This window comes from Akkermansia sp. N21116, from assembly GCF_029854705.2.
Classification (GTDB): domain Bacteria; phylum Verrucomicrobiota; class Verrucomicrobiia; order Verrucomicrobiales; family Akkermansiaceae; genus Akkermansia.
Genome location: NZ_CP139035.1, coordinates 385,251 through 407,346, shown reverse-complemented (window position 1 = coordinate 407,346; position 22,096 = coordinate 385,251). Strand labels below are relative to the sequence as shown.

Here is a 22,096-nt window from a genome sequence, read left to right as displayed (position 1 = left end):
GATAAATATAGTTGTTTCTGCCAGGTGCATACCAACGGAACACTGACGCGAGACGAACACTACCTGTACAGGGGGGGCTACCTGCGCAGACGCATTGAATGGAGATGCCCTGGTGCATGCGATTCTGTGGGATCCGTCTGAGCCAACAGCCATGCGGCCGCTCGGCCTGACAACCTCCGACAACAATCATTACAACTAAGTCCACACGATTTAAAATGCAGCAGAAATTCTTGGAGAAAACGGAATTTGATGGCAAGCTACGATTACGCCCCCTATAACCGCACGGTTATCGAAGGCGGTTATAGAATGTTTTTTGGATCTAAAAATCTTGGCGTAGAAAGTAATGATAGAAGAAACGGATTTAATTCACCGAGAAGCAAATATGTTGCAAATGCAAACTTGATGTGAGAATATTTGAAATGAAAAAAATAAAATTAACAGCACAAAAGATAGTATTGTACGGAATAATTATAATTCAATTTATTATTATTGCGAATTTATTTGGTAAGAATTTCGAGATGGAAGAAAATCTTAAAAATAGGGAATTCGTATTTTACTCATTGCTATCTAAACATAGGAATCTAAATAAGTGTACATTGCATGAATATTCAAAAATCCCACAATATGATAAAAACAAATATGAAGAAATTGCAAAATCGTATGCATTTCTTATATTTGTAGGAATGAGCTATGACTATTCTGAGATTTATGATACAGGCATAGGGGCGGAAATATTTTATATAAAAAGATTGTATAAAGATAAGATTATAACAGATAAGGATTTAAATGATCCATTTTGCTTGAGAAATTCATTCTCCGACAACAAGGATTTTATGACCTTTCATTTTTCTATTAATCCGCTTGTAATAAAAGATTTGGAATCATATAATAAATTCACAATATGGCTTAGAAAGACAATTATTGGTAATGGAGATATAGACTTTAATATTAAAGTAGAGGAAAATATATTTGAAAAAAATTATGATATTTTCTCAGATTTTTGTGAGAGTATTTATGATATGATATCTGGATTTTATGAAAAATTAACTTTAATATAAATATATTGTTTGTTTTTCATTCATTTTTTCAGAAGTTTCTCTTCTTATTTTCAATCAATATCGGCGAGTCTTCCGAAGAAAATTAATAAATATCTAATGATGAGTTTGGAAGTGTTGTTAATGATATGTCAAAAGACCATATATTCTGTTATAAAAATAGTATCTCTAGGTAAGCCATTGCCTAGAAGAAATCCGTCAAACGAATAAGCAATAATTTTAGATTGAAATTCTCCCTATACGGTTGAAAAAATACGATCCAAATAAATTTGGGGAAAACAGATTTAATACATTATTTAATAATAATTATTCAAAAGATGAGAATAAATAACATCCTCATATTATCCTTGATTACACTATGCTCGTGTTCAGAGAGATCTGCATATAATCGAAATATAGATTTGGATGAACAGGTAAGATGGTATGATGGTATCAAAAGTAATGATAAAAACGCGCCATGGTTGAAAATCAATACAATAAGAGATTTAAAGGAAGTTCTGGAAAATGGAAATAATCCTAATGCCCTTCTCGAATGCGAGGATTCATCAATATCGGGTGTGAAAAAATACTATCCATTGAATCTTGTGAAAGATGAATCTGCAAGAAGAATACTAATTGAAGCGGGAGCCGACCCAAATACAATGCGGTATTCAGAAATAGAAAGCAGGGAAGAAATAGAATTCATGGTGAACCATGGTCTTAAAATCAATGAACCGAATTCGCATGGAGAATACCCATTGATGAATAGAAACATTGAAATTATAAAATGGCTTTTAACCCATGGAGCAAATCCCAATGTTCGCTATCGTGATGGTGATACGCTCTTGCATGCTGTGTGCGGGGAATCTAGAGGAGTTGGGCCGGTTAATGATGAATTAATAGATTGGGGATATCCAATAGTAAAAGCATTACTGGAACATGGTGCTGACGTAAATGCAAAAGATAGGGAAGGAAGAACAGCAATAACTTTGCTGGGTCCGGAAAGGAATTATGATAAAATACGTAATTTATTGATTAAATATGGAGCCCGCAAAGATGATATAGATCGATTTGGCTATAGACCCTCAGCAATAAATTAGGGAATATACTAAATTATAAAATAGCAGGGATGCTTTCTTAAGACATCCCTGCTATTGTAGTGTAGTATTATGCAAGTATATTTCAGGGTGCATCATTGTATAAATATAGTTGTCTCTGCCAGGTGCCTACCAACGGAATACTGACGCGGGACGAACACTACCTGTACCGGGGCTACCTACGCATCGCAACGCTCGACGCATTGAATGGAGATGCCCTGGTGCATGTGATTCTGTGAATCCGTCGGAACCGGAGGCCACGCGTCCGCTGGGTCTGACGACGTCCGATGGAAGACATTACAGCTATGGTCACGATTTCACGAAAAACGTGACGGAAATGCTCGACGAAACGGGAAGACTCGTGGCAAGCTACGAGTATGACCCCTATGGTCGCACGATCATCGAAAGCGGTTCTTGTGGCCACGCAAATCCGCTAGGTTTTTCCAGCGAAATAACCGACCGTGAAACAGGCACCATGTACTATAATTACCGAGACTACAACCCCACTGACGGTCGCTGGCTCACCCGCGACCCTATCGGGGAACAGGGAGGACGTAATTTGTACGGGTTTTCACGTGGAAATTCAGTGATGTACACAGATTGTCTCGGGCTTGTATGGTGGGGCCAACAATCTCCTCCTCCAGGTCAAAGTGTGTTATCGTATAAAGATATTTTTTATAAAGCTGATAAATGTGGACATTTTCGTTGGGATATTCAATGGGAAGTTTCCAATGGAGAAGAAAGTGGTGTTGTTTATCAAGATGTTGTAATGATTACAAGATTGATTGTGTGTGAATCGGGAGAAAAAAGAGGCGAGAATGGCCGCCATCAAGAAAGTTGGAATATGAAAGGATCAATGAGAGATACTTGGTCTTTGGTTAATATCAATGAAAGAGTTGAGACTAAAACAAAAGGAACTGCTGTATTTATGGCAAAAGCATATTATACATCAACTAAACCAAGTCCTTCTTATACTCCGAATTATTATTTTTATGGAATAAAAATTGAACCGCTCTGTAAAAATGGTATTTGCAAAGCCGATAATCAACATGATTTACAAGGTTTAGACCCCGTTTATTTGTCAAATTCTCCAACTGTTCAATCAAATATTATTGAAAGAACATTGACTGTTACATGGGATTGTTGCTGCCGTGATTCGAAAACAAAACTAAAAAAAGAATGAATTTTCATGCGGCACACACAGAAAATTTAAGCCAAAACAAGATGTTATAAATTTTCAAAATTCTGTATTTTAACATGTTTCCACAAGCATAATGGTTTATTTTATGCTTGTGGAAATAATCAGAATAAACAAAACACAAAATGAATCTATGATAAAAAAATCATCCAAATATGGAATATTATTATTAATAATTATTAATAATTTTTCCTGTTCGTCAACTGTTGAAATTTCAGAGGATGATATTCTTGGTCTATGGTTCAAAGATGGCAGTATTCAAGAGAAATTTGATATAGAAGAATATAACATGACTGAAATACTATATAGTCATGGACGAGAGGGCGGTTCTGATAGTGTTCAAGGAATTATTGAGCGAGCACGAAAACTCGAAAAGGGGATGCCTGAAGAGAAGGTACGATCAATTCTAAAACCTGTTTTTGTAGGGCGTTGTCTTCCTGGGCTTACTTCTAAGTCTGCTTACAGAGGACGTAGACCTTATGTCTATTATTTCAATGATACGGAAAATGACTCATTTTTCTTACGCGGAATGTCGAGTCCTCTAAGGAATTCAGATCAAATACGAGTTGATATGTTTATTCCATATATTATGTCAGATTACGATAGAAAACATAAATATACCTTAGGAGAAGTACCAGATGATTTATTTTTGACAGTTAGAGTATATCCAGATAAATATGATAGAGATACGTGGATATACTATTATATTGATGTCAAAAATGGACGTCTTAAACCCAAATTCATGGAGCAAGTGCAACACCAAACTGCCAAGAAAAAGCCTCAATAGGAACTCTGAAATTTCATAGGGCAACGCGTAAGCGTGATGGAGGTCTTCTTAAACGCGCACAGCATCAAAAACAACAATCGCAGTGAACTATTGCATGTCTGGCTTGATCTCTCATGCGTTCGCTCGGCCGGCAGCCCCCGATAACAAGCATTGCAGCTACGCAACGATTTTACAGCAAATGTGACAGAAATTCTTGACGAAAAAGGGAATCTGATGGCAAGCTACGAGTATGACCCCTATGGTCGCATGGTCATCGAAAGCGGTTCTTGTGCCCACGCAATCCGCTAGGTTTTTCCAGCGAAATAACCGACCGTGAAACAGGCACCATGTACTACAATTACCGAGACTACAACCTCACCGACGACCGCTGGCTCACCCGCGACCCCATCGGAGGGCTGGATGGGTGTAATCTATACAGATTTGTAGAGATCAACCAGTTAATAGTCGATATTATTGGTAATGCAAAATGAGAAAAAAATCAACTGCCGAAATTTTTACGGACAATAATGATAAACTGGGATTCCGGTAATCTAACAAGGCTGCCGGGAATAAAAATATTTATGAAGAAAACAACAATATATACTCTAATTGTATTTTTCTACATGGTCAATTATTTATATGCGAATTCATTTTCATATAGAAACTGGTTTCTTGAATCGAATGATATTATACGTGGTAGGCTCTCAGAAGAGAGACCTGAATTGATAATTAATAGTATTTCTAAGGAAAATGGAGATCAAAAATATATTGTATCATATTTTGTTAATAATGAATGTATTAACGAATTATTCTATTTTTTACCTAAAAATAGAATAATTCAAGAGAATTGTTATTCATTGTTATATTTTGAAAATGGACAATGGATTGATGATTCTCCTGTATATAATTCCTGTAGTTTAATTTCTCTATATCCTTTATTTCCTGGCGAGAAACGATATATAAAATTTATATATGATCCTAAAAAAATTAAAAAGAATTTTTTATATCGATTAGGTTACTGTGGTTCTTACTCAAAACCATTCATATTTTCTGAACTTAATCAGTATTTGGAAAAAAATAATTCGAATGAAATAGAGATTAAAGTAAAAGATTATTTTTATTTAAATGAAAAATTTATTGTAATAATTGAAATCAGCAACGGAACCAAAGAAATAATACATAGTAGATACTTAAGTAAAATTCAATATTTAAATATTAAAAAAACGATTGACGATATTGATAAATTTTATAGTATTGAGAAAGATAATTCAGTTGTTTATCCAGGTGAAAAATATATTTTGATTTTTAAAATAAATAAGGATGATATTTCGACTCAATCAAAAGGAATTCAAATAATTTTTGGTGATTTTAAAACAGATGTTATGCAACTAGAGCAGGCAGAATTTTATATTAGGAAATATACTAAATTGCTAAAATAGCAGGGATGCTTTCTTAAGAGACCCTGCTGCTGTAGTATTATGCAAGTATATTTTAAGGCGCATCATTGGATAAATATCGTCGTCTCTGCCAAGTACGTACCGACGGAACACTGACGCGGGACGAACACTACCTGTACCGGGGCTATCTGCGCATTGCCGAATGGAGATGCTCTGGTGCATGCGATTCTCTGGGATCCGTCGGAACCGGAGGCCACGCGCCCGCTGGGTCTGACGACCTCCGATGGAGCACACTACAGCTATGGTCACGATTTCACGAAAAACGTGACGGAAATGCTCGACGAAACGGGAAGATTCGTGGCAAGCTACGAGTATAACCCCTATGGTCGCACGATCATCGAAAGCGGTTCTTTGCCCTCGCAAATCCGCTAGGTTTTTCCAGCGAAATAACCGACCGTGAAACAGGCATCATGTACTATAATTACCGAGACTACAACCCCACTGATGGCCGCTGGCTCACCCGCGACCCCATCGGGGAGCAGGGTGGACATAATTTGTACGGGTTTGTCAGGAATATACGGAATTACATCATGTAATAAATGCTATATTGAAATAAATAAAATAAATGAAAAACAGTATATTTACGTCTTTATGGATACGGTAGGCTCGTTGATCCAAGATATAATTTAAAAAAACACCATATGAATATGAAATGGTACACGTAAATAATGCAATCGATGTATGGAATTCCATTGTTGACTTTATAAATACGAAAAACAATATAAATCTAAAAAAGATTGTGAATATTGGAGAAAATATGTAGAAGATAGATTAATGGAAGCAAAAAGATTGATTGATGATCTAGATAGTAAATATGATTCAAAAGAATACTAATGAAAATATACTTATGCATTTTTATTACAATAATGTTATTAACAGAAATTTGCTATTCTAAAATAACATTAAGTATATCAAATCCGATAAATCCATGCACACTGACAAAAAGAAAAATTGAGAGCTTAGTTGAATATAGTATATCACTATATCATAGTGATGGCAAAATCAATAAGTTTAGTTTTGAAATTTCTCACGATTGTGATATTTTTTATCTAAGAAATAATTTTTTATTCTTTTTATCGAATTTTTATTCTGATCCTGCAATTTACATGTTAGATTGTAAGAATAAAAAATTATATTATTTTGATCCAAAATTTATTCTCGATTCTGAAAAACTAAATAATCAAGTAATAAGTACGTCAGATGATGAGTCTAATATATGGAACTTAGAAAAATGGGAAAGTCATGATTATGGAAATTATGCAAGACTACTATGTTTTAGTCCTATTTTCAACAGAGTGCATTTACATCCATCTTTTCTCATTGATGCAGATAAAAAAACAATAAGTTTTTTAACATATATGGACAATATTATCCCGAAAACATACGATGTAAAATCAGAATTTATAATGAAAGATGTTAGTTTTTACATAAAATAAATAATATGTAATAACAGGATAAACTAAATTTCGTTATTTCTTGAGAAATGTTTTATATCTCCGAGAGAAAATCGGATAAATGATTTTCAGAAAGAACTCTTTTGCAGGCAATAATTGGCTTGATCAAAGGAGAATATGTGTCAACAATCTACGCATTATGGATTATCATTATGAAATAATGCGTAGATTTTATATACTGTTGGAAATGCTCGACGAAACGGAAAGACTCGTGGCAAGCTACGAGTATGATCCCTATGGTCGCATGGTCATCGAAAGCGGTTCTTGTGCCCACGCAATCCGCTAGGTTTTTCCAGCGAAATAACCGACCGTGAAACAGGCACCATGTACTACAATTACCGAGACACAACCCCACTGACGGCCGCTGACTCACCCGCGACACGATCGGAGAAAATGGTGGACGTTATTTGTACGTGTTTGTCGAGAATATGCCTGTTTCTATTATAGATTTATTAGGAAAATATGAATATTATAATACACTGAAAGATGTATTTTTAGAAGGATCTAAATGGTTGTAGAAGCAATGGAATTGAATTACCAACAAGGACATGATTGTAATAAACAAGCAAGAAAGTGTGAATTTATTTCTTGCGCTTGCAAATATGATTGTAAATATTATGTGACAACTCCAATAACAATGCATGAGAATTTAAATATATCGACTCGAGTAGTCAGAAAGGGAAGAAGTTAAGGGTTTAATTCATAGTCATCCTGATAAAGATTCATCCTTTAGTGATGCTGATAGAATGATAGCTAAGAAAGGATATATGTTTTATACTTCAGAATAAAATAGTACCACCTAAGATGATTGCAGCATGTGCTATAAGAGACAAAGTGGTGACGTCTCAATGAGATTATATGATCCTAAAACCGGTGATACACATTTTTTAATAAAATATGAAAATAATTAAATTATTGTTTATTCCTTTGATTTTTTCTTCAATTAATGCGGAAGATTCACTTGGGAAATTAACACGGGAATGTGCCTGGTCTCGCTATAACGAACTTACTGTCGATATGGAGCGTATGATAAATGGACAGACAACATATATTCCCTATAAGATGGATACCGATGCTTACATGTTATATGACATGTTAAAAGAAATCCCGAAATATGAAACATTATATCTGAACGTTTATGAAGAATTTGGTGAATGCAACATAGTAACAACGAATAAATCCAGTATATGTTTGACGCATTTTTCCAGAAAGAATGTTGAAGATGAAAATTGTGATCCATTCAGAGAATATGATATATCGGAAATATATAAAATTGAAAAATACAGAATCGAAATTCCTGAGTATTTATCAAATCGCTTCCTCGAAATCATGGAGAAATACAAAAAGATGGAATCAGGTCAAGATCCCATGGGACAGAGCAGGCGCGATTTACTGTATGATGTTATTGGGGATCATTCTCTTGGTCCATTTATATATTTCGGAATGGATAACACAGTATTTGGATTTACATTTAGTAAATCTATTCTAGAAGAAAATTCAATTGCATTATCCATCAATACTTTTTTCGAAGACGTTTATTTATTTTTAAACTGCGAAGAGTATAGAAACGAAAAAGGGAAAGAATCGTTTATAAAAGAATTTGATTTAAAAACAAAACAAATTCTAGAAAATAACTTTAAATGATGCCTCGGAAAAGGGTTATGCACGGGTGTCTTTCCCCCGATATCGTGTGTCCGTTCCGATACAGATAGTGATGTGCCGTTCTTTTATGTGACACATACGGATAAAAATCCCCCGGAACCATTGGCTGGCATCCGGGGGATTGGAGGGATAAAGGGTGTATTTTTCCTTGGCCTTCCCGCGTTTTAGTTCGGGGAGCGCATGGGCATGAGAACGTAGAGGAATTCCCCGCCGGAACGGAGGACTCCAGGACTCATTTCGTCGATGAGGTAAAGACTGATGGTGTCTTCCGACATCGTTTTGAGAGGGGCCATCAGGAAGTCCGGATTGAAGGAGATGGACATTTGGCGACCCTTGTAATCGATTGTGAGGCATTCATGGGCTTCCCCGATACCTTCGGCCAGCGAGGTAACTTCCAATTCGTCCGTCGAGAAGGTGAGTTTGACGTTGTTGCTCTTGTCTGCAGAGAGCAGGGAGACACGGCGGACGGTTTCCAGGAGTTCGGAACAGGGCAGTTCGATGCGTTCCTTGTAGTCGGAAGGAATGACCTGGCGGAAGTTCGGATAGTTGCCGTCGATGAGTTTGCTGATCAACAGAGTGTCATTAATCTCGAAGGCTGCCTGGTTATGCGTGAAACGGATTTTGACTTCGCCGACATCGTTGAGCAGGCGGCGGAGTTCGCCGACGGCCTTGGTGGGCAGGATGGATTCCGTCTGCTGGGATTCCGGGAAGTCCAGTTCATTTTCCACCATGGCGAGGCGGCGGCCATCCGTGGCGACAAGAGTCATCTTACCGTCCTTGAAGGACATGGAGATGCCGTTGAGTACATAACGTGTGGTGTCGGTGGAGATGGCGTATTCCGTGCGGCGGATACCTTCGCGCAGGATGTTTTGTTCCACGGTGAATTCCACCGCGTCTTCAAAGGAGGGGAGGTTTGGGAACTCGTCGGCGGGAAGGCCGTTGAGTTTGAATTGGGAGCGGCTGCATTCCACGGAGGCCTGGTTCTTCGTGTTGACATCTACCTGGACTTCCGCGGCGGGAAGTTCGCGGATAATGCTCAGGAGCTTTTTGGCCGGCAGGGTGACGGCGCCTTCGCGCAGGATATTGGCTGGAACGACACCCGTGATGCAGACGTCCAGGTCGGTGGCGGTAAAGCGCACCTGGCCGTTTTCCGTTTGCATCAGGACGTTGGACAGGATGGGAAGAGTGGTCCTGGAGGAAACCACGCTTACGACTTGGTTGAGTCCGTCAAGGAAGACGTCTTTGGCTATGCTGAATTTCATGGGGCGAGTCTTTCTTTCTTTCGAATCCGGATTTTGCCATGGCCCACTCGCTTCATCAAGGAAAAAACTCCTTGGAATCGAACATTTTGCACGATTTTTAAAAAACCATACAATATATTGTATTCAAGGGTTTTTCTTTCTATATTTTGAGGAGTGTTTTCGCGTGGGCTCTGGCAACGTTTCCGCCTCCGCCGAGCATCCGGACGAGCTCGGAGACGCGTTCGTCGCCGGCGACTTCCCTGAGACGGGAGATCGACCTGTTTTTGACGACGGCTTTTTCGACGAGGAAATGGCTGGCGGCGAGGCCGGCCACTTGAGGGAAGTGGGTGATGGAAATGACTTGGTGTTTTTTCCCGAGATCGCGCATTTTGAGTCCGACGGCACGGGCGATTTCTCCGCCGACATTGGAGTCGATTTCATCGAATACGAGCAATGGGGTGGAGTCGCGGTCCGCCAGAGCGCTTTTAATGGCGAGCATGATGCGTGCGAGTTCTCCGCTGGAGGCAATGACGCGCAGCGGTTTGGCCGGCTCTCCGGGGTTGGGGCCGAAGAGGAATTCCGCGTCTTCCGTGCCATGCGGGCCCGGTTCCTGGCGTTCGGGGAGTTCGATTTGGACGACGGCCTGCCGGAAGCCGAGCTCGCGGAGGTTGCGCGCGATGTCGGCGGCGAGCCTGGGGGCTGCCTTTTTGCGGTCGAGGCGAAGTTTGACGGCGGCCCGGTCAACTTGTTTTTTGAGTTCGTTTACGGTTTCCCGAAGGATTTCGAGGCGTTCGGAGCGGTGTTCGATGCGGTCGAGGCGGGCCAGGGACTGTTCGAGGTGGGCGGTGATGCCGTCGAAGGAGTTGCCGTACTTGCGTTTCAGGTTTTCCAGAAGCCCGATGCGTTCTTCCAAAGCAATCATTTCGGCGGGATCGCAGGAAAGATTGCCTGCGTAGTTGTCGAGGTTGGCTTCCAGTTCCCGGATTTCGACATCGATGAGGTTGAGGGAGGCGAGCCAGGATTCCGTTGAGGGGTCGAGTCGTTCCAGATCGTGCCCGGCTTTGACGAGTTCATGGAACTGTGTGAGAAGCGAGGATTCGTTTCCACCGAGGAGGAGGACCATGCGAGCCGAGGCATCGCGGAGTTTGGAGGCGTTGCGTGCACGCTGCCAGCGTTCTTCGAGGGTTTCCACTTCTTCGGCAGTGAACGCGGCATCTTCGATTTCCTGAATCTGGTGGCGGAGGAGTTCGATTTCGAGTTCGGTGGCTTCCTCGGCGCGGGAAAGTTCCTGGTAGTCGCGGATGGCTTTCTGCCATTCCTGCCATACGTGTTCGTAAGCGGCGAGGGAGTCCGTGTGTTCTCCATAGGCGTCAAGGAGGGAGAGCTGCCTTTCCCGTGAGATGAGGGAACGGTTGTCGTTGGGACCGTGCATGTCGACGAGCTGTTCGCCGACTTCCTTCAGGAAAGCTGTCGTGCTGGGGCTGTCGTTGATGAACTGGCGTGTGGCCGAGGGGGAAAGTATGCGCCGGACCGTGAGTACGCCGTCCTCGCAGGCGGGCAGGCCGCATTGCTCCAGCATGGCATGAACGGGGGAATCCGCCTGGAGATTGAAGAGGGCCTCTACCGTGCAGGACTGTTCTCCGGTGCGGATCATCGATTTATCGGCGCGTTCACCCAGGACGAGGCGGATGGCTCCGATGAGGACGGATTTGCCGGCGCCGGTTTCCCCGGTGATGCACGAGAATCCTTCACCAGGCTCCCAAAGGAGCTGGTCGACGAGGGCCAAATTCTGGATTTTGAGGAAGGTGAGCATTACGGGCTTTTGATCCAAGTGGTATTATGGCATGTTCTACGCGAAACGCAATCCATGACATCAGGACTTCAACTTCTATTTCTCGGTACGGGAACATCGACGGGCGTGCCTCTGATCGGGTGCGAGTGCCGGGTTTGCAAGTCGTCCGATCCGCGCAACAAGCACCTGCGTTCTTCCATTCTGCTGGATTATGACGGGACGAGGCTCTTGGTGGATTCTACTCCCGATCTGCGCCAGCAGGCTTTGCGCGAGAACATTGCTGGTATCGACGCCATTGTTTACACGCACTGCCATTTGGATCATGTGGCCGGTTTTGACGATTTGCGAGCCTTCTGCTGGCACCATGAAACGCCGCTGCCTCTCTATGCCTCGAAGGAGACGATGCAGGTGCTCCGGATGATGTTTCCGTGGGCATTTTCGCCGGACAATACATACCAGGGCTATGTTCGTCCCGACGGACGGGTAATTGACGGGCCTTTCCGAGTCGGAACTATTGGCGTTACTCCGTTTCCTGTCTGCCATGCCAGCGTCCAGACGAACGGTTACGTGTTTCAGTGCGGAGGGAAGCGGATCGGTTACGCATGCGATGTCAAGTCCATCCCGGAAGAGTCTTTGAGACTTCTTGAGGGACTTGATATCCTGGTACTCGACTGCCTCCGCCGCAAAGAACACCCTACCCACATGTCGCTGGAAGAGACTCTCTCCGTCATGGAACGCGTACGCCCCGGGCAGGGGTATCTGACGCACATGTCCCATGACTTCGACTACAGCGAGCTGGCGGCCCGATTGCCCGATTTTGTCGCTCCTGCCTACGACGGGTTGTCCGTCAAAATTTAGGGCTGTTTTTCCGGCGGATTTTTGCCGAAGATAGCTTTGATTTTTCCCATATCGAACTTGGGTGTCCGGTCATACTTGTAGATGCCGTTTTGTTCTTGTTCGACGTCCGTCAACTGGGTGTAGCAATAACCCCAGACATGGTCGGACAATCCCAGAATGCCGTTTACCTGGCCTTCCAGACGGGAATAAAAATCATTCAGATCCTTGGGGGCTTGGCCATATCCCCAGGATTTCTTCTGGTCCTGGGGGGCATCGCTCCACTTGATGCCACCGAATTCGTCGACAAGGTAAGGCATGCTGCCGTCATAGTCCGGGAAAGTATATTGGTCAGCGAACTTCAGGCCGTTGAAGCCGATATTCATCGAGGGGAGGTGGATTTCATGCCTTGCGGGAGAGAAAAATTTATTTCCGTCAAAGAGGGCTTTGGCAAGTTTGGCGGGATCCTGTTCATAGTGATGGACGGTCCAGATATCCGTCTTGATATGCGAACCTCCGCTGGCGTCATGAAATGGGCGCGTCGGGTCAGCAAGTTTGGTGAATTTGTACAGATCTTCTACAAAGCGAGGATATTGGATGCGATCCGGCCAGAATTCCTCATTCAGTGCGGTCCAGACGACGATGGAAGGATGATTACGGTCGCGTTCGACTACTTCCGTCCATTCCGGGATGAAATTGCGGGCGGTTTCGATATCATTGGCATCCATGCCCCAACTGGGGGATTCTCCCCAAGTGAGGTAACCGAGCTTGTCGGCCCAGTAGTGGAAACGTTCTTCGAAGACTTTTTGATGGAGGCGCGCGCCATTGAATCCGGCGGATTTGGAGAGTTCGATATCCTTTTTGAGGGCTTCGTCGGAAGGGGCTGTCCAGATTCCGTCCGGATAGAATCCCTGGTCAAGCACGAGGCGCTGGTAATAGGGTTTATTGTTCAAATAGATCTTGTTGCCCTCGACATGTATTTTGCGCATGCCGGCGTAGCCTTTCACTTCGTCAACGATCTTGCCCGTTTTGTCGAGGACCTGGTATACGGTGTCGTACAGGAACGGGGATTCGGGACTCCATGTCTTCATGTCCGGGACGGGCAGTACAACTGTGGAGAACGGGTTTGCGGTGACGGTTTGTTCTGCGACGACACGGTCTCCTTCCTTGAGTATGGCCCGGAAAGAACCGCCGCATGTCTTATAAAAGCTGGGACGGACGATAAGTTGTTTCTGGTCGATATCCGGGATGATCTGGACGGATTGCAACCCTTCCGGCGCTACGGGTTCCATCCACACCGTCTGCCAGATTCCCGTTGTGCGCGTGTAATTGCACCCGTAGGAAGAATACTGGAGGGCTTGCTTGCCGGCGCCCTGTTTGGCGCTGCGCAAGTCGCTGGTCGCATAGACGACGAGGTCGTGGGAAGCGCCCGGTTTGACAAAGGGGGTAATGTCCACGGAGAATGAGGATGAACCTCCGATGTGGCGTCCGGCGAATGTTCCATCGATGAAGACCTCCGCCTTGTAGTAGACGGCGCCGAAATTCAACAGGATTTTTTTCCCGTCCCAGTCCTTCGGGATAGAGACGTGTCTATGATACCACATATTGTTGATGAAGTCCTTGAACTCCACTCCCGACAACTTGCTTTCCGGGCAGAAGGGAACAGTTATTTTCTGGTCGAATCCTTTGGTTTTGAAGAATTCCCGTTCCAGGCCGGATCCGCTGAAATCAAACGTAAACGTCCACTCGCCATTGAGATTGTTCCATGTATTGCGTTCGAACTGCGGCCTTGGATACTCGGCCCGTGGCACGGCTAAAGCAGTTGCCGCCGTGCAGCACAGGGACAGGAAGCAAAGGGAAAGAGTTTTCATCATATGCGAGTTGTACGCGGTTGTTTGCTGGAGCCTTTCACAAAAACGTTCTGTTTTCCGGCATTTACCAGGGGAATTTAATGAAATCTTAGCGGATTCCGGCTTTTCCTTGACTGGTATGACTCTCTTGCATGTGTTATCGAAAAAGCGGAGTAGTTTATGGTATGGCATCGTTTGTGCCGGAATGGGCGCAAGCCCGGCGACGGGGGGGACTTCTCCCGGCGTTTCCATACCTCAATAGGGCTGCCCGGACATTATGAAAGACGATTACAAAAGTACCCCGGACGAATTGCTTGCTTCCATTCAGGAAGCCGAGGCTCGGGACAGGCGCGGCAAGTTAAAAGTGTTTTTCGGGATGGCTCCGGGTGTCGGTAAGACTTATGCCATGCTGGAAGCCGCCTCTGCTGAAAGGGCACGTGGCGTTGATGTGGTCATCGGAATCGTGGAAACGCATGGCAGGAAAGAAACCCAGAATCTACTTGGCGATCTGCCTGTCATTCCGCGTCGTCGTATCGAGTATCGCGGAACGGAACTGGAGGAATTTGATTTGGAAGCTGCCTTGCTTCGTAACCCCTCATTGATCCTGATCGACGAGCTGGCTCATACCAATGCTCCCGGTTGCCGCCATGTCAAGCGCTTTCAGGATGTTGAGGAATTGCTCGGGCACGGTATTGACGTGTATACGACGCTGAATGTCCAGCATTTGGAAAGCAGGGCCGATACCGTCCGTGACATTACAGGAGTGACTGTCCATGAAACCGTCCCGGATTCCGTCCTGACCGGAGCGGATTGCATCCAGCTCGTGGACATCACCCCTTCCCAGCTTCTGACCCGCCTGGAGGAGGGCAAGGTGTATGTTCCCGATCGCGCCACGGCCGCCATGCAGAATTTCTTTCGTGAAAGCAACTTGACGGCTTTGCGGGAACTCGCTCTGCGCATGACCGCCGAGCGAGTGGATCATGAGTTGAAATCCGTGCGCACGGGGATGCAGCGGTCAATGGTCTGGCGTAGCGGTGAGCGCTTGATGGTTGCTGTGGGACCCAGTCCTTTTTCTACCCGGCTGGTGCGTTGGACGCGGCGGATGGCATATGCTCTGGATGCTCCGTGGATAGCAATCTATGTCGATACCGGGGAGGAACTCTCACAGGAAAACCAAGGGAGACTCGACTCCAACCTGGAATTGGCTCGTGGACTGGGAGCCGAAGTCGTCGTCATGCCGGGCAAGGATATTCCGGAGACCCTGTTGAGGATGGCTCATTTGCGTAATGTCAGCCAAATTGTCGTCGGTAAACCGCGGCAGGATCCCTTGTTCGGTTTTTGGCATCGCCCCACATTGGTAGATAAACTTGTTCGAGGAAGCGGTTTGATTGACATTTATGTCGTCCCGGCGGAGCCCAGGACGCGCAGGATGCGCTGGCGCAGCTGGTATCGTCCGGAACCGTCCGACGTCAAAGAGAGCGGTATGGCGTTGGCCGCTGTGCTGTTGATGACACTGATCGGTTGGCTGGCAGCCATACACCTCGGATATTTTGCTCCGGCTTTTTTGTATTTGTGCATGGTTGTCGTACTGGGATTTTTTATTGGTCCGATGCCTATTTTCCTGGCGGCGGCGTTAAGTGCGGTGCTCTGGGACTTATTGTTTATCCCTCCCCACATGACTTTCCGGATCGACCGGGTGGAGGACGTGATGATGTTCATTCTGTTCTTCATCGTCGCGGCAACGACAGGCAGGTTGACTTCGCGTCTTCGTTCCAAGGAACGCATGGAGAGCGAACGCGAAACGCGGACGAATGCCTTGTTTCTTTTCTCCCGTGCTGTTTCAACCGCCCGTAGCATGGATGACATCGTCCAAAGCGCTATCATACAGATCCACCAGATCTTCGGTGCCAAGATGGCTATTTTTACTATTGGTTCCGAGGGAAGACTCGCTTTGAAGTCCGGTGCGGACACCTACAAGGTGGACGGCAAGGAATTCAGCGTAGCGGATTGGTGCTACAAAAACCGCAGAAGCGCGGGGCGTTTTACGGAAACCCTGCCCAGCTCCCGCGGATTCTATATTCCAATGCTCAGCGGGGAGGTCTGCATGGGAGTTCTTGGTATCTTGGCTGACGTGGACGAACACCTCAGTGTCGCTCAGCGGGATTTGATCGAAAACATGGCCTCTCAACTGGCAATGGCGATTGAACGGGAACAATTGCAGGCTATACAGGCACGTGCCCGTCTGATGGAGGAATCGGACAAGTTGCACCGTGCCTTGTTGGACAGCGTTTCTCATGAATTCAAAACTCCATTGGCCGTCATAGAGGGAGTGAGTGAAAAATTGCAGGAGAGCCTTTCTTCCCACTCCTCCGAAGTTTCGGATGAGGCCATCCAGCTTTGTTCCGAAGCGGGAATTGCCGCCCGTCGCCTCCGGCACTTGGTTAGAAACCTTTTGGATGTTACACGTATAGAATCGGGAGCCCTCCTGCCGAAAATGGATTGGTGTGATGTGGGAGACATCCTCGAATGTGCCATGGAAGCAACGGAAGAGGTGCGTCGCGGTCATCCGACCCGTATTCTGGCCTCAGACGAATTACCACTGGTCCGAGCCGACTTTTCTTTGATGGAACAGGCTTTGGTCAATCTCCTGATCAATGCTTGCATCCATACCCCGCCCGGAACGCCAATCGACGTTTCCGCCGGGATCGACAGATCGCGCAGGGAGTTCGTACTGGAGGTCTGTGACGCAGGCCCGGGTATAGACTCACGGATGGCTGAACACATTTTTGATCGGTTTCGGAGTGGACGTCCCGGCGGTCTCGGACTGGGTCTTTCTATCGTCAAGGGTTTCATGGAAGTGCAAAAAGGTATGGTTTCCCTCCATAGTCCCCGTGAGGGAGGTGCGTGTTTCCGTCTATCTCTTCCCTGGGAGGAATTCCCTTCTGAACCTAAATAGACTCCTTTCCCGCATTTCTTTGCCATGAGCGATTACCAGCCTGAAATACTTGTTATTGATGATGAACGCCAGATCCGCCGGCTACTCTTCCTTACGCTGACCGGAGCCGGGTACCGAGTCCGTGAATGCGAGAATGGTACTCTCGGACTGAATGAAATCGCTCTAAAGCGTCCCGACGCTGTCATTCTTGATCTGGGATTGCCCGATATATCCGGGCTGGAAGTCCTTGACCGTCTCAGGGAATGGACTCAAGTACCAATTCTGGTTTTGACGGCCTGGGATCAGGAAGAAGACAAAATCAAGGCCCTGGATGCCGGTGCGGATGATTACTTGACTAAACCCTTTGGGAGCGGTGAACTGTTGGCACGGTTGCGGGTAATGCTTCGCCGCGTATCACATGGCCCGGAACCGACGGCATTCAAATTAGGTTCTGTCGTCGTTGATCTTGCCGCACACCGTGTGACGATGAATGGAGAAGAAGTCCACTTGACCCAGAAGGAATACGACATTTTGCGACTTCTTCTCGTTCACCGTGGCAAAGTATTGACTCATAGGCAGATTCTTCGTGAAATCTGGGGTCCCAACCATGAGGAAGACACGCACTACCTGCGGGTCCATTTAGCTCATCTTCGTCAGAAAATCGGAGATACCGATCCTGCCCGCCGCATCATTCGGGCAGAATCCGGATTAGGATACAGAATTGCTGCGGAGTGATGTTATTCCTGTGGGAATAGGGCAGGGGAAAAACGTACGTTTTCTCGATTTGAGTTGAATTCCCGTGCTGGAAATCCTAGATCATGGATTGTTCCAGCAGCATGTGAAAGAGTAGGTGTTGCTCCCTCTTGTGGAGTTATTCTATTTCATTACACGAAAGTTGTTAACGAGAAATCCAACATCTATTTTATCCCATGAAATCCGTCGTGTTATTGATTCTATGTCTGAGCATTTGCATCGGTGTGTCCTCCCATGCGGTAGAGTCTGTCCCATGGGTTGAAAAAAAAGCGTACACAGCCAAGGATGGGCAACTGTTTTCTGTCCGTTGCCTGACTCCTGAGTCGCCTGACTACATCGGGTATTCCGTCTATCCGGAATCGGGTTATGACGGTGAGCAGAACAAAAAGGAGTTTGCCCATGGATTTGATGGATTCCAATGGACTGATAATCCCGTCCGCCCATTTATACGCAAGAGGTTGCAATCGCCATCCCGCCTGATTGAGGAAATGAAAACCTTCCCCAACCAGGACAAGGAGCCGCAGTCGAAAACAGGCCGTTATGTTGTCATGGATTCCGACAGTGTATGCTTCCATATCGCGATGAATATGGCAATGGCCAGCCGGTTTGGGCGTCCTTATTTTTTCCTGGATCGCAAGGAAGATAGACAGCCTGTCCCGTGGAAAGGATCTGAAAATGTGGTTTTTAGCATGGTAACTGCTACGGAAAACCCAGAGGGATGGATTGTGGCTTTGGGCGGCATTCCCAACAAAACGAAGGATGACGGCTACGAGGCCGGAGCATGGATGATTCGCCCGGCGACGGGAGAATGCAAACAACTGGATTTGTCGGAATGGAAGATTTCATCGGATGATTTGTCGGGAGCGGAATGGATGGATAACGACAGACTTGTCAATATCGCCTGGTCGCGGTGGAGCAGTCGACTTTCCATTTTGAATCTCAGAACGGGCAAAACGGAATATGAGACCAAGCTGGGGTTGAATGGAACACGGGGAGATAAACTCATTGTCGGAGATGAAATCTGGATGCTTGGGCGAGACGGTGCGTGCAGCAAGGTTTATCCGGCGCCGCAGGAAGATCCCAACGCCGCTTTGGAAGTTTCACTGGAACCGTATGACAGCGGAGATCCATTCGGATATTCCTTCGGGTTACGAGTGACTTTGACTAATAAGAGCGGTTACGATATTGCCTTGCCTGCAACATGGGGGGAAAATGCGGTATTCCGGTATGTCTGGAAAGAGGCAGACAGCAATGAAAAGACGGAACAACTGATGGAATTGGGCTGTGGAATTCAAGGAGTAGATGGCGCACGTGTACTGAAATCCGGGGAAAGTCTGGAGGCATCATCGATTTATGGACTCAGCGATGTTCGTATTTTTCCACCGGGCGGAGATTTGGAGTTGAGTGTAACTGTGGCTCCGGTCATTAAAAAGGGTGCCCCAGGGAATGGCTTGTGGACAAGTGCTTTGGTGAACATCGGCAACCCCAATGCTGCAACCCAAGGAAATTACGAAAAAGCACTTCAGGAAGGTGCCTCTACCATCAAGTTCCTGAAAATCCCGGATCGTGGTACGGGCTCTATGAGCATCACCACGGCGGATGAAGCCCCGATCACAGCCACCTGGACGGGTACCACAAGTGAGGGAATCAAGGAAATGGCTTTTTCCAATCAGGCCGGGGAGAAACTGTGGGTGCTCAAATCTCCCGCTGGAGCCGATTGGCTCGATTTGGGGCATGGGTATTTTGTCTGTGTTGACGGACGGGCGGATACGAAGTCATCCGTGATGATGCTTGCTCTGCCCGGCAAGCGTGGCGGTAATACTTCCTTGTGGAATACCATGCTGGAACAAGCCTTTGATTTTTCCGAAGTACCATCCCGCACGCTGGCGGTTTGCAATGTCGGCGGGGATACATTCTGGAAAACGATTCGAGCTTTCCACGACTACCAGAAGAAACATGGAGACACTAGTGCCTTGATGAGCATCTCGGAAGAGGGAGGGAGAATTTTCCTCAATGTTCTCGAACGCGCAAGCGGCGACAAGGTGGCGTCGGAAGACATTCTTGAGTCTGCCTATCACGGTTTCAGAAAGGCCGATCCCATTTGGATCATCTCCGGCACGACAAAGGAGACACAAAATATCCTGTCACAGCCGCAGTTATAACCATTCCGGCGAGAGTTATGCCAAACAGGGGAACCTGACCTTCCCTCGGGCGAGTTACGGCGATTCTGCAAGGAAATTAATTTTTTCTTAATGGTAAGAAGGAAGCAGTTAACTACCTGAAATATTTTTTATGGGTATGGTGAAGGCATGTCTTCACATGACTTGTTTATTATCATCCTGTTTTTCGGGATACTGGTCGCTGCCGCCCCCGTTCTGGGGAGCTGGATAGCGAAGGTTCTGACAGGGGAACAAACGATACTTTCCCGTTTGTTAGGTCCGTTGGAACACGGCATTTATAAAGTGGCGGGTGTTGATCCCGGACAACGGATGGGCTGGAAGGAATATGCCTGGTCCGTGTTCTTGTTCAATATGGCGGGTTTCGGCGTGTTACTCGCCACGCTGCTCGTGCAGGGATGGCTTCCCTTGAATCCGGGGGGGGCTGCCAACATGCGCTGGGATATTGCCGTGAATACGGCCGTCAGCTTCATGACGAATACAAACTGGCAGTTTTATTCCGGAGAAGGCCCAGAGGGAGTCAGCTACCTGTCGCAGATGACGGGGATGTGTGTCCAGAATTTCTTGAGCGCGGCAACCGGTATTGCCGTCATGGCGGCAATGATCCGCGGATTGAAGAGCAGGGAAAGCTCTTCTATCGGTAATTTCTGGTCGGATGTAACCCGTACGACTCTTTATATCCTGTTACCGTTAGCGCTGGTATTGGCTCTTGCCCTGATCTCTCAAGGTGTTCCCCAGTGCCTGGATGGTCCGACTCAGGTTGTAGGATTGAACGGTATTGAACAAAGTATTCCTCATGGTCCCGCTGCCTCGCAGATTGCCATCAAGCATCTCGGGACGAACGGAGGCGGTTTTTTCGGTAATAACAGCTGTCATCCTTTTGAAAACCCGACTCCTCTGTCCAATTTACTTGAAGTAGCCGGTCTCCTTCTCATTTCCTGTGCATGTCCCTATGCGTTTGGCGTTATGATCGGCAATAAAAAACAGGGATGGATCATTTTTGCTGCCATGATGGTGATGTTTATCGGCATGTCTGCGTTATCGTTGTGGGCGGAACATTCTGTCAATCCCATTTATGGACAGGGAGTTTCCATGATGGAAGGCAAAGAGGTTCGATTCGGTATTACCAATAGTTCGCTTTTTTCCGTAGCAACAACGGTAACTTCCACAGGTGCCGTCAACTGCATGCACGACAGCATGTCCCCGATTGCAGGAGGTGTGGCTTTGTTCAATATGTTACTGGGCGAGATTATCTTCGGCGGTGTTGGGTGTGGTTTATACGGCATGCTTCTTTTTGCCATTATTACCGTATTCCTCTGCGGGTTAATGGTAGGAAGAACGCCTGAGTTCCTTGGCAAAAAGATTGAAGCTCGCGAAGTCCGCTGGGCGATGGTGGGGATTTTGGTGACGGGCGTGACCGTTTTGCTGATGTCCGGGATTGCCGCCGGCGCGGATGTCGGCCGGGCCGGGATCCTGAACCATGGTCCTCACGGCTTGAGCGAAATCCTCTATTGCTTCGGTTCCCAGGCCAATAACAACGGCAGCGCCTTTGCCGGCCTCGGAGTGGGGAGTACTCCGTTTTATAGTCTGTTAGGCGGACTGGCCATGTTCTTGGGGCGCTTCGGAGCGATCATCCCTGTGTTGATTGTTGCAGGAAGCATGGCTGCCAAGAAAGTTGTTCCCCAAGCTATGGGGACGATGCGAACCGACAACGGCCTGTTTCTCGTCCTGTTGATTGCCGTGGTGTTTATTGTTGGGGCTCTGACATTCTTTCCGGCGCTGGCGTTGGGACCGATTCTGGAACACTTGCTTCTCTCAAGCGGAATATCTTTATAATAATCTATCT

Annotated in this window: 17 protein-coding genes; 14 read left to right on the top strand and 3 right to left on the bottom strand. The window is 46.0% G+C overall.

What is annotated here, in order from left to right; genetic code table 11:
• Positions 1-419 precede the first annotated feature (419 nt).
• The 9 genes from QET93_RS01595 (at position 420) to QET93_RS01555 (ending at position 8,650) form a co-directional block, all read left to right on the top strand.
• The gene (locus QET93_RS01595) at positions 420-1,058 is read left to right on the top strand and encodes a hypothetical protein (RefSeq protein WP_322190061.1); all 639 of its coding nucleotides are present in this window, start codon (positions 420-422) and stop codon (positions 1,056-1,058) included.
• Positions 1,059-1,372: 314 nt separating this feature from the next.
• Positions 1,373-2,134, top strand: coding sequence for an ankyrin repeat domain-containing protein (locus tag QET93_RS01590; protein WP_280133021.1), 762 nt, complete (start codon positions 1,373-1,375; stop codon positions 2,132-2,134).
• 334 nt (positions 2,135-2,468) lie between these two features.
• Complete coding sequence (locus QET93_RS01585; protein WP_280133020.1) at positions 2,469-3,314, top strand: RHS repeat-associated core domain-containing protein; 846 nt, start codon at positions 2,469-2,471, stop codon at positions 3,312-3,314.
• A gap of 148 nt (positions 3,315-3,462) precedes the next feature.
• Positions 3,463-4,116 (top strand): hypothetical protein, encoded by a 654-nt coding sequence (locus QET93_RS01580; protein WP_322190060.1) that lies wholly within the window; start codon positions 3,463-3,465, stop codon positions 4,114-4,116.
• Positions 4,117-4,622: 506 nt separating this feature from the next.
• Complete coding sequence (locus QET93_RS01575) at positions 4,623-5,534, top strand: hypothetical protein (protein WP_280133018.1); 912 nt, start codon at positions 4,623-4,625, stop codon at positions 5,532-5,534.
• Positions 5,535-5,708: 174 nt separating this feature from the next.
• The gene (locus QET93_RS01570; protein WP_280133017.1) at positions 5,709-5,924 is read left to right on the top strand and encodes a hypothetical protein; all 216 of its coding nucleotides are present in this window, start codon (positions 5,709-5,711) and stop codon (positions 5,922-5,924) included.
• Between the two features lie 38 nt (positions 5,925-5,962).
• On the top strand, positions 5,963-6,088 hold the full coding sequence (locus QET93_RS01565) for an RHS repeat-associated core domain-containing protein (protein ID WP_280133016.1): 126 nt from the start codon (positions 5,963-5,965) through the stop codon (positions 6,086-6,088).
• 330 nt (positions 6,089-6,418) lie between these two features.
• A complete protein-coding gene (locus QET93_RS01560) occupies positions 6,419-6,988 on the top strand; it encodes a hypothetical protein (protein ID WP_280133015.1) in 570 nt (189 codons plus the stop codon).
• A 915-nt stretch (positions 6,989-7,903) separates the two neighbouring features.
• Entirely contained in the window at positions 7,904-8,650 is a 747-nt protein-coding gene (locus QET93_RS01555) for a hypothetical protein (protein WP_280133013.1), read from the top strand.
• Between the two features lie 182 nt (positions 8,651-8,832).
• Here the strand turns inward: QET93_RS01555 and dnaN are convergent, their stop codons facing one another.
• Both dnaN and recN read right to left on the bottom strand, forming a co-directional pair.
• Positions 8,833-9,930, bottom strand: coding sequence for a DNA polymerase III subunit beta (dnaN, locus tag QET93_RS01550; RefSeq protein WP_280125882.1), 1,098 nt, complete (start codon positions 9,928-9,930; stop codon positions 8,833-8,835).
• 139 nt (positions 9,931-10,069) lie between these two features.
• Entirely contained in the window at positions 10,070-11,722 is a 1,653-nt protein-coding gene (recN, locus tag QET93_RS01545) for a DNA repair protein RecN (protein WP_280133012.1), read from the bottom strand.
• A 54-nt stretch (positions 11,723-11,776) separates the two neighbouring features.
• Here recN and QET93_RS01540 point away from each other — a divergent pair, with 54 nt between their 5' ends.
• Positions 11,777-12,559 carry an MBL fold metallo-hydrolase gene (locus tag QET93_RS01540; protein ID WP_280133011.1) on the top strand — a complete coding sequence of 261 codons (783 nt, stop codon included), beginning with the start codon at positions 11,777-11,779 and terminating at the stop codon, positions 12,557-12,559.
• Here QET93_RS01540 and QET93_RS01535 read toward each other — a convergent pair.
• A complete protein-coding gene (locus tag QET93_RS01535; RefSeq protein WP_345786063.1) occupies positions 12,556-14,406 on the bottom strand; it encodes a sugar-binding domain-containing protein in 1,851 nt (616 codons plus the stop codon). The genes QET93_RS01540 and QET93_RS01535 overlap by 4 nt on opposite strands.
• Before the next feature lie 256 nt (positions 14,407-14,662).
• On the opposite strand from QET93_RS01535, the gene QET93_RS01530 reads away from it, so the two are divergent.
• The 4 genes from QET93_RS01530 to kdpA all read left to right on the top strand — a co-directional run bounded on the left by QET93_RS01530 (position 14,663) and on the right by kdpA (position 22,086).
• Positions 14,663-17,341 carry a sensor histidine kinase KdpD gene (locus QET93_RS01530; protein ID WP_280133009.1) on the top strand — a complete coding sequence of 893 codons (2,679 nt, stop codon included), beginning with the start codon at positions 14,663-14,665 and terminating at the stop codon, positions 17,339-17,341.
• A gap of 24 nt (positions 17,342-17,365) precedes the next feature.
• Complete coding sequence (locus QET93_RS01525; RefSeq protein ID WP_280133008.1) at positions 17,366-18,055, top strand: response regulator; 690 nt, start codon at positions 17,366-17,368, stop codon at positions 18,053-18,055.
• A gap of 194 nt (positions 18,056-18,249) precedes the next feature.
• Positions 18,250-20,235, top strand: coding sequence for a hypothetical protein (locus tag QET93_RS01520; protein ID WP_280133007.1), 1,986 nt, complete (start codon positions 18,250-18,252; stop codon positions 20,233-20,235).
• 147 nt (positions 20,236-20,382) lie between these two features.
• Positions 20,383-22,086: a potassium-transporting ATPase subunit KdpA gene (gene kdpA, locus QET93_RS01515; protein ID WP_280133006.1), complete on the top strand. Its 1,704-nt coding sequence runs from the start codon at positions 20,383-20,385 to the stop codon at positions 22,084-22,086.
• Positions 22,087-22,096 lie beyond the last annotated feature (10 nt).